Origin of the sequence: Pseudophaeobacter sp. 1A09344 (assembly GCF_041008745.1) — a bacterium.
In the GTDB taxonomy this organism is placed as follows: domain Bacteria; phylum Pseudomonadota; class Alphaproteobacteria; order Rhodobacterales; family Rhodobacteraceae; genus Phycobacter; species Phycobacter gallaeciensis_A.
Window position 1 is genome coordinate 1 of record NZ_JAXGFS010000015.1, and the last position, 13,404, is coordinate 13,404.

A 13,404-nucleotide genomic window follows, 5' to 3' on the forward strand; every position below is an offset into this window, starting at 1 on the left:
GTAGCGCCTCAGCGCCGCCGGTGAAGGGGGTTCTAGTCCTAACTCCAAATACCCGCAACCCCAAAATCAACAAAAACACATTTTTCAGGGAGAAAGATGGAATAACACGCAAATACAATGGCTTAATGAAACTAACAGCGCCAAAGAACTGCCAGGAGCCGCCCCATGCCCGCCCAGCAGATGGGCGCGTGGAAAGACTCACTCGCGACAAAACCCCACATCTAGACGAATGCCATAATGAGACCACAAGACACCCGCGACTCGCGGCAGCGACTCGGACTGATATCCGTCACAAAACAGTCGAATCCTCCGCGGCGGCGGTTCTGCTAACAACCGACGGGCCATCGTCTGCAGTCTGGCGGCGACGTCGGAGGATATGCCCCCTCCCCTACCGCCGCAGTTGCCTCTACGGCGTCGCGTGAGGATCCACTTGGCCAAGCAGGACCGAATGCGCATAGTGCAGGCATGAAAGCAGCTGCAATCACCATGGTGCACAAGGACTACTGGGCTTTGCGCCAGTGGTACCGACATTATTCCGGCGCCCTGGGGGCTGAGAATCTCTTTGTCGTCGCCCATGGGCCGGACCCGGTGGTGCAGGAGATTTGCCCGGCGGCATCCGTCATCACGATCCCTCGGGACCGGTTGCAGGGGTTCGATCATTGGCGCGGGCGCCTTCTGAACGGAATTCAGCGCGGCCTACTGGAGATCTACGACTGGGTGATCCGGACCGATGCGGATGAGCTGATCTGCGTCGACCCGCAACTCTGGTCCTCTCTGCCGAAGATGCTGGCCGCACAAGAGGCCAGCGCCATCTTTGCCCTTGGGGTGAATGTCTTTGCACCAGTTGAGGCATCCGGCTCGCCTCTCTATCAAGGTGTGTTCTCCGGGCATTACAGCAAGGCCTGGGCCGTGCGTCAGCCGCATGACCTGCGGCGCCACGGGGTACAGGTGCGGCCAAGGCGGCTGGCGGAGTTTCCCTATTGCATGCCACGCGGCGTCTATCTTGCGCATCTGAAGTTCGCCGACCGGCAGGCGGCGACCGAGATGGCCGACATCCGAACCGAAGTTGCAGGCGCAGAAGGCACCGGGACCCCCGGCAAGGCCTGGAAGCAAGCACATCAGGAAATGGCAGCGCAATACGCGGCCCTTGCCGATCTGCCACTGTCGCCATGGGAGAAAGCAGAGGCAGCGGCCTGGGACGCGTTGCAATCGCCGGTGCGGGACGAGGGGATCTCGGTCCTGCGCAGCAAGAGCCTGCGATTTGACAGCCGGGTGCATCTGCCGGATTGGTTTCCGCCCCGGGGAGACTAAGGGCAGAGGGTAGACCTGCCCTTTCGCTCTTTCCCTTAAAGGTCGACCTCGATGGTGCCGTCCTTTTGTGCTGCGCGCGACTGGCACAGGATGACCGCGCCTTTGCGCTGCGCCTTGGACAGGACGAAATCCCGGTGCTCGACCTCTCCGGAAAGGAGGTCACATTTGCAGACCCCGCAGATCCCGTCGGCACATTTCACATCGACGCCGATCCCGGCCTCTGCCAGCACATCGGTCGCACTTTTGTCCGCCGGGACGTGCAGATCCCGCCCAGACTTGCGCAGGCGCAGTGTGAAGGGGTGGTTTTCATACTCGGGCACCTCGGGGACCGAGAAATACTCCAGATGCCGCGCCTCCTCGGGAAAGCCCTGGCGCTCGGCGGCCTCAAGCACCCCCTGCATGTAGCGATCCGGGCCGCAGGTGTAGACGTGGTACCCTGCCTGATAGCCCGCCAGAACCTGATCAAGATCGGCCCGGGTGCCTTCCTTCGAGACATGCACATGGACGCGATCCGCCCAAGGCGCCTGCGCAAGATCGGGCAGATATCCCGCCGCTGCGCGGTCGCTTATGGAATAGTGCAGCTCGAACGGGCGGCCCAGCGCATGCAGACGATGCGCCATCGCGATCATCGGGGTGACGCCGATGCCGCCGCCCATCAGGAAGGACTTCGCAGCGCCCTCCTCCAACGGGAAATGGTTTATCGGCTTGGAAATGAAGATCCGGCGCCCTTCGGTAAAGATCCGGTGCAGAAGTTTCGACCCGCCCCGCCCTGCATCCTCGCGCAGAACACCGATCTGATACTTTGACCGGTCGGCGGGATCGCCCGACATGGAGTACTGCCGCAGGAATTCAGGCGCCACGACGATGTCGAGATGCGCTCCGGCGGTCCATTCCGGCAGGTCGCTGCCATCGGGGCTGCGGAATTCATACTTGGTGACATCGGCGCTCATCTCTTCAACCTTGGAGACGACCACCTGCAACACGGGACTGTCCGCGCCATTGGAATAGATGTGATCCCAGGCCCCGGTTTCCCCGCGCGCCCGGCGGGATTGATATTCTTCGGCGGTGACCATCGCCTGATAGGCCTCGATCCCGGCTTCCCGGTCCATTGGGAACGGATAGGGCCAGGGGTGCGGCGCCAGCGGCGCGGGATAGACCGCAAGAGTCTGATCCTCGTATTTTAGATCGAGATCCTTTTGCAGACCGCGGGCATTGACCGGGTGACGAGTCGGGCGATAGCCACCGTCCTCTTCCAGCTCCAGATCCCACCACCATTTCTTGGCCGGGTTCATCTCACCATTGCCCAGCGCATCGTCCAGTTTCGCCAGCGCAGGCGCCGCCTTGGGCAGGTTCATCGCCGCCCAGCGGAAGGGTTTTTCGGCAAAGATCCCCTCAAGGTTCCACGGGCAGGTCTTCATGCAGCGCCCGCACATGGCACCGCCCGGCGTGGTGATCCGGTAGGTCGTGCATTTCTGGCTGTCACTTTTCCAGATCTCATAGCCGTTGAACATCAGCTTGGGTCCGGCCGTGATCGCCCCCGAGGGGCATTCGCGGGCGCATTTGTTGCAGCTCTCGCAAAAGGACTGCAGGCCAAAGTCGATCGGCTTGTCATGCGCCAGCGGCATATCGGTGGTCACCACCCCGGATTTCAGGCGCGGGCCAAGGAAGGGATTCAGAATCACCTCGCCAATGCGGCTGACTTCCCCCAGCCCCGACAGCAGCAAAAGCGGCGGTTGCAGGACTTCGCCATCCATCACGGTATGTGCCTTGGCCTTGTAGCCAAGGTTGCGGATCTGCCGCGCGATCACCCCGCCCAGCAGGGAAAACCGCAGATAGGCCCGCATGGATTGCGCCACCGCGATCCAGTCATCACCCGATGTGCCCTCGGTGGTGTCAAATCCCTGATCGACGATCATGCTGATCGCCTGATCGTGGTCGGGCACGATGGGCGTGCCGGTCGCGTCATGGCTGTACCAGGTCCAGTCGGGGCAGCGGCTAATGCCGACCGCGTCGATCCCCAGCCAATAACTGGCCGCCTTTACATTGGCCGCGTTGCGCTCTGCATCCGTGGGGCGCGGTCCCTGCGCGGGTTCACCATCCTGCAACAGGACAAAGGCCCCCAGCATCCGCCGCTGCGCCATCGATGGCGCCGCCTTGCGCGCATAAAGCCCACCGGTCGCGGCCTTCTGATTTGCCTTGCCCATGTCGCCGAACTGGCTGCGGGCAAACATGTCGGCGCGTTTGGGAACGCGGGCCACGCGCGCCTCGTCGATATAGGTGGTCGGCGTCTCAACCCGCTTCAGGGTTTCAAAGGGATGCGGCCCATCCTTGAAATCCCGCGCAGCAAAGGGATCCCCATTCAGCGCCGACCGTTCCGAGCCAACGCCAAGCCACCATTTCGGCCCCTTGGTAGAAAGGCCCGGCTGCTGGTCTTCTGGCGCCAGCGGGCGATCCATCGCAAGATCGAAATCGGTGGTCACCACCGCAAGGCCAAAGCGATCCCCCAGATAGGGATTCTGCAAACGGGAGCCATTCACCGTTGCCAGCCCCGCAGCCACGGCCAACTGATTGAGATCAACATCTGCCGAAGTGCCGGTATGCGCCTTGGCGTCCCAGCCCAGCAGGCGAATGTAATTGGCCAGCACCACGGCGGTTTCGCTGGCCCGCAGGCACGCGCGGTGATGTTCCGCATCGTGCAGCCAGTCGCAGCCATCCTCACCCGGATGCGGGTCGCGCGGCATCTCGTAAAGGAAGGTAATCGCACGGGTATGCCCGCCGATCCCACTGGGCGGCGCCTGCATGGCATCGCGCAGATCCGCCATGATCATATCAATGCCCGAAGCCAGCGTCTTGGTCTGCTTGGTCTTCAGATCATGGGCCAGCCGGTCGATATCCGGATTGCGATAGGGTTGCTGCAGATGCGCCGACTGTGGCACCGGGCCGATCCCGACCATCGCAGCATCAGCAAAATAGCCAAACGCCTTGATATGATCTGCCCGCACCTGGGGATCCTCCGGGCAGCCTGCCTGCACCTTGTTGACCAGTCCATCCCGGATGGCGTCCATCATCGCCTGATAATCGCCCATGGCGTTGACGATCGACCCCGGCAGATCCGGGCGGCTGAAGGTCAGCGGCTGAAACGGAGGCACCGCAGTGAGATCCGGCATCCTGCCCCGCGCCAGCCGCTCAAGCGGGAAAGGCCCCAGATGAACGGGCCGGTCACGAGTAGAGAAGAAACGCATCGCCATAACACCGGATCCTGCTGTGAATGAAAAAGCTGCGCAGTCTATACCGCAGGTACAGGCCTATCGGTAGCAGCCAATATCCAATTTCACATAAAATCCACTTAAGTCACTGAATAATTTAAGAACAATAATGAGAGACGCGCTAGGTAACGCAGCTCTCCACTTCTTATCAGGCCGACAGCCAAGCGACGGATCAGCCCGTGCGGCCGTCGAAACGGCGGACATCCACTCCGCCTTCGGTCAAGCTGGCGCGCACCGCGCGGGCCAGAGACACCGCCGTCGGTGTGTCCCCGTGCAGGCAGATCGTGTCGATGGCGGTCGGGATACGCTTGCCGCTTTCGGTGATGATCGCGCCTTCCGTGACCATCTGCAGCATGCGCGGACCGGCCAGTTCCGGATCATGGATCACCGCACCCGGCTGACTGCGATCAACCAGGGTGCCATCGTCGTTATAGGCGCGGTCCGCGAAGATCTCGCCACACCAGTTGCAGCCCAGATCCCGCACCACCTCTTCCATGGCCGTGGCCGCTAGCACCATGACGATGATGTCCGGATCCACCTCCAGTGCCGCCTGATAGCAAGCCCGCGCCATATCGTAGTCGGTGCAGGCCATGTTGGACAGGGCGCCGTGCAGTTTCAGGTGCCGCACTTCGGTGCCCAGCGCCGCCGCCATGCCGCGCGCTGCACCCAGCTGATAGCGTACCAGATTGGCCAGCGTTTCATGCGGCACATGCATCCGGCGGCGGCCAAAACCCTGCAGATCCGGAAAACCGGGGTGCGCGCCGATTCCGACGCCATTGTCGCGGGCCAGCCCCATGGTACGCGCCATCACATCCGGATCGCCGGCATGGAACCCACAGGCAATATTGGCAGAGGACACCACGTCCAGCAGCGCCTGATCATCGCCCATATTCCACGGGCCAAAGCTTTCGCCCATATCCGCGTTCAGATCGACAGTTTTGCTCATGTATCGCCTCCAATGGCAAAGGGGTCGGCCAAAGCAGAGACCGCACCGCTGACAAGTTGATAGGACAGAAGGTCCTGAATATCTGCGGGATCCCGCAGCAGAGGATGGCAACCGCCCGGCAAGGCGCGCAGCGCCCGGTCATATGCGTCCTGAATCTGCAACCCCTCCTCCAGCGAGACCCAGCGGAACCTTATCGACGCGCCCGCCTGCGCCTGGGCCACCTTGGGCAGATCGCAAGGCAGGACTGTCCCGATCCTCGGGTATCCGCCAGTGGTCTGGGCCTCACGCAGCAACACGAAGGGTTTACCGTCGCCGGTCATCTGCACATCACCGGGCACGATCACTTCGGACAGGATGTTGAGCTGCCCGGCGGCCGCAAAGCCCTCCCCTTCAGACAGCATCTCAACCCCCATCCGGTTGGCCCGGCTGCCCCGGGTGAACTCTGTCTCCGCGAAGCGGTTGCGCACATCGGGTGGGAACAGCGCGCTCTGGAAACTCTCCACGATGCGTAGCTCGCCGCCCTGAAACCGGTCTTCTGCAGCAAGGGTCAGCCCCGTTTCGGCAGGCCCGTCCGATCCGGCAGGCAACAGATCACCCACGGCGACTGCCCGGCCCAGCCCCGCCGCCACATGGGCGGACCGGGAGCCAAGCACCGGCTCCGTATCGATACCGCCCCCTAGGTGCAGATAGCCATAAACACCGCGCCGGGCCGGGCCGATGTCCAGCCGCTGTCCAGCCTCGATCCGGTGGCTGGCGTTCCACGCCAGCGCCGCCCCATCCAGCGTCGCGACCATCGGTGCCCCGGTCAGGGCAATGCGCAGGGGCGCTGTTGCTTCGAAAGTGCCGCCCATGCCGCCCATTTCCAGCGCGGCCAGCCCCGGATCCTGCCGCAGCAAGGCAGCGCCTTCAGCCAACGCCAGTACATCGGCAGCGCCGCCGCGAGACACACCTTGATCCAGTAGACCCGGACGCCCGCCATCCTGCACCGAGGCCGCCGGGCCGATTTTCAGCACCTTCAGCGCGTTCATGCCGGGATCTCCTCTGCGATGGCGCCGCCCATGGCTGCATCACTCTCTCGCAGTTTCAGGAAATCAGCGCGCGAGACCGGTTCGAACTGCAACTCATCGCCCGCCTGCAGCGCAAAGGGCGCTTCGGCTTCGGGGCGGAAGATCATGAAACCCGTCTGTCCGACATGGCGCCAGCCTGTCGGTGTGGCAGAAGAAAACAACACGAACTGACGGATCGCCAAGACCAGCGCACCGCGCGGCACCATCGGCGTCAGCTCGGTCTGGCGCGGTAGATCCCATTCAGGTCCCAGCGGGCCCAGATAAGGCTGCCCCGGCGCAAAGCCGATGGTCAGAACCCGCACCCGCGCCGATCCCAGACTGTCGATGGTCTGTGCCTCGCTCATCCCCGCAGCATCTGCGGCCTCTGCCAGTTGCGGCGCCAGATCGGTGCCATAGACGGTGGGGACCCGCCAGAACCTGCGCCCGGGCGGCAGCGCCTGCTGATACCAATCCCGGGTACTCAGCTCTTCCTCAAGCCGGGCCTGTAACCTGTGATGATCAAGGATCGCGGGATCGAAACGGATATAGACCGAGGCCAGCGAGGTTGCCGTTTCAAGCACGCCATCAAGGCCCAGCGCCTCAAGCCGCTGACGAAAGGCAAGTGTCGCCCGGTTCGAAGGCTCACTCAATGCATCGGCAAAGGTCACCAGCATCCCCGTCAGGTCGACCGTGCGGATCATTGGGAAATCCGAAGCTACGTGCGAAGTCATCCATGCCCCCTGTTTTGCGCGCAAACGTTGCGGCGCAGGGCGGGAGTGTCAACACAGCAGTTTCACACGTCGGCGGGGATCAGACCCCCGCGAGGCCCCCCGCCGCCATGACGGGAGACATCTGCGAACCAGCCAAGACAAGGCGGCGCGTGTCAATCAGAGGGTTCAGAAATCTTCCCAGCGCACAGCCTCAGCCGTGGCAGCGTTCCCGACCGCGACCGGCGCGGCGGGCCTTGGCCGGGGAGCGGAAGCCTTGGCCGAGGGGCCTTTCCCAGAGCTCTCACCCTTGGTTTCCATGCCGATATCCGGACGCGTCTTGAAGGACTGCACCTCTTGCATCAGATGCGACGCATCGTTGGACAGAATCTGTGTCGCGGCCGTCGTCTGCTCCACCATGGCCGCGTTCTGCTGGGTCACCTGATCTAGCTGCGAAACGCCCGCACTGATCTCGACCAGAGTGGTGGACTGCTCTGAAGCGCCGGTGGCGATCTCGGAAATGTGACCGGAGATCGTCCCCACCGCATCGACGATTCGCTTCAGTTCCTCGCCGCTGCGGCCGACCAGATCGACGCCAGTGCCGACATTGTCCTTGCTCTCGTCGATCAGTTGTTTGATTTCACCCGCCGCCGTCGCCGACCTTTGCGCCAGCGCCCGGACCTCTGCAGCAACAACAGCAAACCCACGCCCTGCGTCTCCGGCACGGGCGGCCTCAACCCCCGCGTTCAGCGCCAGAAGGTTGGTCTGGAAGGCGATCTCGTCAATCACAGTGATGATCTTGGCGATCCGCTCGGATGAGTTTTCGATCGCGGACATGGCGCCAATGGCATCGGATACAACCCGCTCACTCTGCACGGCGACAGACTGCGTGTTGCCAACAATTTCCTCGACCTTGCGCGCGCCTTCAGCAGCAGCGCGCACGGTCGATGTCAGCTGTTCCAAAGCCGCCGCCGTCTGCTCCAACGTGGCTGCCTGGCTTTCGGTGCGATGCGACAGATCGGTGGACGACTGACTGATCTCGGATGCGGTCTGCTCCACCGCGAAAGACACATTCTTGACCGTGTTAACGGCCTTTTCCAGCTGTTCCATGGAGCGATTGAAGGCCTTGGCGATTACCACCGTGTCTTCCGAGCTGCGTACATTGACCCGCTGACGCAGATCCCCCTCGCTCAACGCCTGAAGTCCGGCGGCAACCTCCTGCAGGGCACGACGGCGGGCTGTGACATCGGTTGCAACCTTGATGACCTTTTCGGTCACACCATCGGCACCAACCACAGGTGCATAGGTCGCCTGGATCCACACCACCGACCCATCCTTGGCAAGCCGGGGATATTGATCCGACATATTGCGCCCGGCTCGCAGCGCCGTCCAGAACTGTGCATAGTCCCCGCTTGCCGCAAATTTCGAATCCACGAACATCGCATGGTTTTTGCCGACAATCTCGTCGAGCTGGTATCCCAGCAACGAAAGAAAATTCTCGTTCGCAGAGATGATGGTTCCGTCAGCTTTGAACTGGATAACCGCCTGAGTCCGCTCGATCATATCCACGAGCACGCGATCCATTTCCGATCTTTCGGGCGCTGCCCGCGTCCTACCTTTAAAAAACACTCCAGCGCTCCGCGATGAGTTGGATTGGTTGTGTACTGAAAGCTCAAACTATCCGGAAATCTCTATCTAAACTTTAACGCTTGCAGAAAATCCGCGGTGCAAAAGAATAGCTCACGCTTCGACGGGATAGATGCCGACGGGAAAATGCGGCATGCCCGCTCCACTGCGAGAGGGCGTCTCTGCCACACCGGAACAAAGTAAAGGGGAGAAGAGAAGCAGTGGCGGACCGAGGAGGATTCGAACCCCCGACCCCTTGATTCGTAGTCAAGTACTCTATCCAGCTGAGCTATCGGTCCACTGCTGCGGGATTTAAGGCTCCCAAACGAATGCGGATTTACCATTCGTCTAACCTGCGCCGTCCACACCATTTTCAGTGTTTCAGGTAGTGGCGGACCGAGGAGGATTCGAACCCCCGACCCCTTGATTCGTAGTCAAGTACTCTATCCAGCTGAGCTATCGGTCCACTGGTGGCGGGGTTTAATGTGACCCGCAGATAGGCGCAACCCCAAAAACGAAATTAGTTTCAGCGCACCCGCACGGGCGCGTGAGCGACTTAAAACGCTCCGTCTCCTTTGGGCAGGCAGATCTCAAAAACCGTGCCCTCCGGGCCAGTCTGACGCATGTAAACGGCGCCGCCATGGCCCCGCGCCAATTCCTGCGCGATGGCAAGGCCAAGGCCACTGCCCCCCTTGCGCGCGCCACCCTGGAACGGGGTGAACAGGTTGTCCTGCGCCTTTTTTGGCAGCCCCGGCCCGGTATCGGTGATCCGGATTGTCCAGGCGTCATCCTCTTCGCTGGCGGTGATTTTGACCTGCCCCGGCTTTCCGGTCGCGGCAATGGCCTGGCGGGCGTTGCGCACCAGGTTCATCACGATCCGGTAGAGCTGCTCCTGATCTGCCCGCACGGTCAGCCCGGCCGGGACCGCGGCCACGATCTCGACCTCTCCACCGCTGGCCGCCAGTGTCTCGCTTTCGGCGACGTCACAGGCGATCTCATGCAAGGAGACGAAAGCAAATGTTGGCGCGGGTTCTTCGGCACGGCCAAAGGCCAGCGTGCCTTCGCACAGCGAAACGGCCCTTGTGATGGAATTCACCAGCTTAGGCGCCAGCCTGCGCACCAGTGGATCCTCGCTGGTTTCGATGCGGTCGGTGAACAGCTGCGCTGAGGTCAGGATATTGCGCAGATCGTGGCTAACCTTGGCCACCGCTCCGCCCAGCTGCGCCAGCCGTTCTTTCTGCTTCAGCGCGTGGGTCAGCTCGGTCTGCAGCTTCATCAGCGCCTCTTCGGCTTCGCGCAGCTCAGTTACGCCTGCGTTTGGCTGGATGATTCCCCGCGCATCCTCGGGCGCGGCTGCATAGCGCTGCATATAGCCCACAACGCCCTTGATCGGGCGCACCAGAAACACCCGCACCGCCATGAACAGCAAAAGCGCCGTAAAGACCGAGATCACCGCCGACAGGATCAGAATACGAACGCCATAATCGATCATCGCCGACCGCAGGGGCGCGGTCTCCATGGTGATTTCGATCAGCAGCCCGGCATCTCGCACCGGCGCGCCAATGACCCGGATAATGCGGTTTCCGGGCGTCACCATACGCGTCATCGCATCGGAAATGAGCGTGAACGGCCCGGCCATGCGCAGATCAAAGGTGCCTTCGATCGGCTGCGGAATCGGCGAGGACAGCACCAGCTGGCGCATCTCGTCCCGGCGCAGAACCACGTTGAAGACTCCGGCATTCGCCAGAAGCTCCTTCTCCAGCTCCGAATCCAGCATGTCGTCCGCCAGAAGCGCCAGCGAGGCGAGCTGCGCCCGCTCCAGACGGTCCGACAGGTAATCCAGCCGAAACCGGGAAATGGAGGGCACGAAGATCAGCACCTCGGCCAGCATTACAAAGACCGTGGTCAGAACCAGAAATCTGCCCGACAGCGTATTCAGCATTTCGCCCCTTCCGGCTTAGGGGATCCAGCGCTGTACGAACCGGACCACGCGTTCAACCTTGGGATTATCAAATAGACGAGGAGAGAAATAGGCCCCCGCGACCCGTTTGTTAACCTCACCAATCGTCGGATAGGGCGAGACCATGGCCGCGACCTGGCTCATCTTCATATTATTGGCCAGAACAAGCGACCAGAGGTTGATCAACTCGCCTGCCTGATGGCCGACAATCGTGACCCCCACCGGACGTCCCTTGACCACCATCGCCTTGATGAAACCCTTCGCCTTGCGCTCGGCAAGGGCGCGGTCGTTGTGGCTGAAATCAAACCGCGCGATCTCCAGCTTGCTGCCGTGTTTCTTCCGCGCCTCTGCTTCGGTCAGGCCGACCTGCGCCAGTTCCGGGTCCGTATAGGTGGCCCAGGGAATATGGGCGGTCTTTGCCTTTGACGGCAGCCCGAACAGGACAGAGCGGATGATCACCCCAGCATGATATCCCGCCACATGGGTAAACTGCAGCCCCCCGGCCACGTCACCGATGGCATAGACGCGGCGATTGGTGGTGCGCAGGCTGTCATCGACCTTGATCCCCGAGCGCGTGGTCTCGATCCCCGCTACGTCCAGGTTTAGCCGCTCCGTATTGGTCTTGCGCCCGACCGCCACCAACAGATGCGTACCTTTGAAGGTGCGGCCATCCTTTGCTTCAACTTCAATAGCCCCCGCCGCGCCGCGAATTTCACTGGCCAGTGCCTGTTCGGCAATCTCAACGCCTTCGGCGCGCAGGTGATCCAGCACCAGGGTTGCGGCCTCAGGATCATCCTTTGCCAGCGCGGTGTCACCTTCGATCACCGTCACCTTGCTGCCCAAACGCACATGCGCCTGCGCCATTTCCAGACCGATGGGGCCACCGCCGATGATCAGCAGATGATCTGGGCGCTCGCGCAGATCAAACAGGGTCTCGTTGGTCTCGTAAGGCACCTGATCCAGCCCGGGGATTGGCGGCACCAGCGGCGACGATCCCGTGGCGATGACAATCCGCCGCGCGGAGATGACGTGATCGCCCGCCTCCACCTCGCGCGGAGAAATAAACCGCCCGAGCGCACGGATCACCCGCACCCCGAACCCTTCGAACCGCTCCTGACTGTCGACCGGTGCAATGGTGTCGATCACATCCTGAACATGATCCTTGGCCGCCGCGTAATCCGCCTGCGGCACCTGATCTGCCACCCCAAAGGCCGAGGAATGCGCTGCGCCATAGGCCGCCTTGGCGCTGGCCAGCAGCGCCTTTGAGGGTACGCAGCCGTAGTTGAGGCAATCGCCGCCCATCTTGTGCCCCTCCAGAAGGACCACATCGGCGCCCATCTGGCTAGCCCCGGCCGCGACAGACAAGCCGCCCGACCCGGCCCCGATGACCAGCAGATCACATTTAATACGCTGCATGATCATGCCTCCGGCGTTTTGCCTGCACCCTTGCGGCGCAACGATTTGACGATGATTGGCATGGCCGCCAGCACACAGAGCCCCAGAATCGGGCCGATCACGTGCGGCTCCCAAAGGAGCGACAGGTCGGGATCCTCGCCTCGGTCGAACACGGCGCCGACACCAACACCGATCCAGGTAAAGACGATAGCCCCGGGGATGATTCCCACCGCCGTCGTCCACAGGAAGTTTCCGAACTTCACCCCGACCATGGCGGGCAGCAGATTAGCCACGAAAAACGGTACCGCCGGAACAAGGCGTAACAGCAGGAGCACCTCAATCTCGTTTTCCCGCAGCGCCTGTTTCAACATTTGCACGCGTCCTTCGGCGGCTTCGAAGCGGGCCGAGAGTGTTTCGCCCAGCCCCCAGCGCGCCGCCAGGAAGATGCCTGCTGCACCGATGGTGGCCGAGACCACATTGAGCGTGGTCCCGGTGGCAAGGCCGAACAGGAACCCGCCGGTCACCGAAGCAACAGCGGCGCCGGGCAGCGAAAACACGACCATGACGATGTAAACGGTCGCAAAAACCGCCGCGAGGCCGATCAGATTCTCGTCACGGAACTGCAACAGCGCCTCCCGATTGTCCCGAAGCGTGTCGAAGGTAAGGTAATCCTTCAGCGTCACGGCTCCGATCACCGCGACCACAGCCACGATAATCAAAGGCAGGTGCCGCGCGATGCCCGGCTTTTTGAGGTCTGTCATCTTGCTCTCACCCATGTCTTGACTGTTCGGCAGGGCACGGCCATCCGGGAAGGTCCTCCCCCCTTGATCCGCCTGCCCCGGCGCCTTTCGCTGCTCCGGTGCATTTTTCTATGATCAATATGGCCCCGGCACGAGCCTGACGCATAGCAGTTCACGGGCGCTTGATCACCGGACATTTTTCGTGAGAAATCCACTAGTCCACATGCGCGCCCTGTAACAATCCCACCGGTTTTCGTGACGCGACAGCGCCGCAGCCCCCGAATTTTGACATAAATATTGCGTGAGGGGGCGAAAAGCGGCGAAAACACCGGCCAATGGGTTTGACTTGCCGCCCGATCCCTTCTAATGACCGGGCTTCGAGATTTGACCCCGGGAGGCGATTCCAC

General features: G+C 62.0%; 9 protein-coding genes and 2 tRNA genes. 1 reads left to right on the plus strand and 10 read right to left on the minus strand.

Annotated elements, in window-relative coordinates:
• The first annotated feature begins 465 nt into the window (after window positions 1-465).
• Window positions 466-1,311: a glycosyltransferase family 2 protein gene (locus tag SM765_RS20045; RefSeq protein ID WP_274836629.1), complete on the plus strand. Its 846-nt coding sequence runs from the start codon at window positions 466-468 to the stop codon at window positions 1,309-1,311.
• Between the two features lie 35 nt (window positions 1,312-1,346).
• Here SM765_RS20045 and SM765_RS20050 read toward each other — a convergent pair whose 3' ends face one another.
• The 10 genes from SM765_RS20050 to SM765_RS20095 all read right to left on the minus strand — a co-directional run bounded on the left by SM765_RS20050 (window position 1,347) and on the right by SM765_RS20095 (window position 13,018).
• Entirely contained in the window at window positions 1,347-4,559 is a 3,213-nt protein-coding gene (locus tag SM765_RS20050; RefSeq protein ID WP_274838892.1) for a 2Fe-2S iron-sulfur cluster-binding protein, read from the minus strand.
• 190 nt (window positions 4,560-4,749) lie between these two features.
• Window positions 4,750-5,523: a LamB/YcsF family protein gene (locus tag SM765_RS20055; protein WP_065271419.1), complete on the minus strand. Its 774-nt coding sequence runs from the start codon at window positions 5,521-5,523 to the stop codon at window positions 4,750-4,752.
• Window positions 5,520-6,551: a 5-oxoprolinase subunit C family protein gene (locus SM765_RS20060; protein ID WP_274838891.1), complete on the minus strand. Its 1,032-nt coding sequence runs from the start codon at window positions 6,549-6,551 to the stop codon at window positions 5,520-5,522. The genes SM765_RS20055 and SM765_RS20060 overlap by 4 nt, the downstream gene beginning before the upstream one ends.
• Window positions 6,548-7,300, minus strand: coding sequence for a 5-oxoprolinase subunit B family protein (locus SM765_RS20065; protein WP_368981776.1), 753 nt, complete (start codon window positions 7,298-7,300; stop codon window positions 6,548-6,550). Before SM765_RS20065 ends, SM765_RS20060 begins: the two co-directional genes overlap by 4 nt.
• 165 nt (window positions 7,301-7,465) lie before the next feature.
• Window positions 7,466-8,905, minus strand: a complete 1,440-nt coding sequence (locus SM765_RS20070; RefSeq protein ID WP_420480635.1) for a methyl-accepting chemotaxis protein — start codon at window positions 8,903-8,905, stop codon at window positions 7,466-7,468.
• A 219-nt stretch (window positions 8,906-9,124) separates the two neighbouring features.
• Window positions 9,125-9,201 (minus strand) — tRNA-Arg (locus SM765_RS20075).
• A 90-nt stretch (window positions 9,202-9,291) separates the two neighbouring features.
• Window positions 9,292-9,368: transfer RNA gene (locus tag SM765_RS20080), tRNA-Arg, on the minus strand.
• A gap of 90 nt (window positions 9,369-9,458) precedes the next feature.
• Window positions 9,459-10,844 (minus strand): sensor histidine kinase, encoded by a 1,386-nt coding sequence (locus tag SM765_RS20085; protein WP_274836227.1) that lies wholly within the window; start codon window positions 10,842-10,844, stop codon window positions 9,459-9,461.
• A gap of 15 nt (window positions 10,845-10,859) precedes the next feature.
• Entirely contained in the window at window positions 10,860-12,278 is a 1,419-nt protein-coding gene (locus SM765_RS20090) for a dihydrolipoyl dehydrogenase family protein (RefSeq protein WP_274830236.1), read from the minus strand.
• Between the two features lie 2 nt (window positions 12,279-12,280).
• Entirely contained in the window at window positions 12,281-13,018 is a 738-nt protein-coding gene (locus SM765_RS20095; protein ID WP_342455905.1) for a TVP38/TMEM64 family protein, read from the minus strand.
• Between the last annotated feature and the right edge of the window lie 386 nt (window positions 13,019-13,404).

Excerpts from the sequence above, each read along its gene's own strand:
- SM765_RS20045 (WP_274836629.1), top strand. The coding sequence starts at position 466 with ATGAAAGCAGCTGCAATCACCATGGTGCACAAGGACTACTGGGCTTTG.
- SM765_RS20050 (WP_274838892.1), bottom strand. The coding sequence starts at position 4,559 with ATGGCGATGCGTTTCTTCTCTACTCGTGACCGGCCCGTTCATCTGGGG.
- SM765_RS20055 (WP_065271419.1), bottom strand. The coding sequence starts at position 5,523 with ATGAGCAAAACTGTCGATCTGAACGCGGATATGGGCGAAAGCTTTGGC.
- SM765_RS20060 (WP_274838891.1), bottom strand. The coding sequence starts at position 6,551 with ATGAACGCGCTGAAGGTGCTGAAAATCGGCCCGGCGGCCTCGGTGCAG.
- SM765_RS20065 (WP_368981776.1), bottom strand. The coding sequence starts at position 7,300 with ATGACTTCGCACGTAGCTTCGGATTTCCCAATGATCCGCACGGTCGAC.
- SM765_RS20085 (WP_274836227.1), bottom strand. The coding sequence starts at position 10,844 with ATGCTGAATACGCTGTCGGGCAGATTTCTGGTTCTGACCACGGTCTTT.
- SM765_RS20090 (WP_274830236.1), bottom strand. The coding sequence starts at position 12,278 with ATGCAGCGTATTAAATGTGATCTGCTGGTCATCGGGGCCGGGTCGGGC.
- SM765_RS20095 (WP_342455905.1), bottom strand. The coding sequence starts at position 13,018 with ATGACAGACCTCAAAAAGCCGGGCATCGCGCGGCACCTGCCTTTGATT.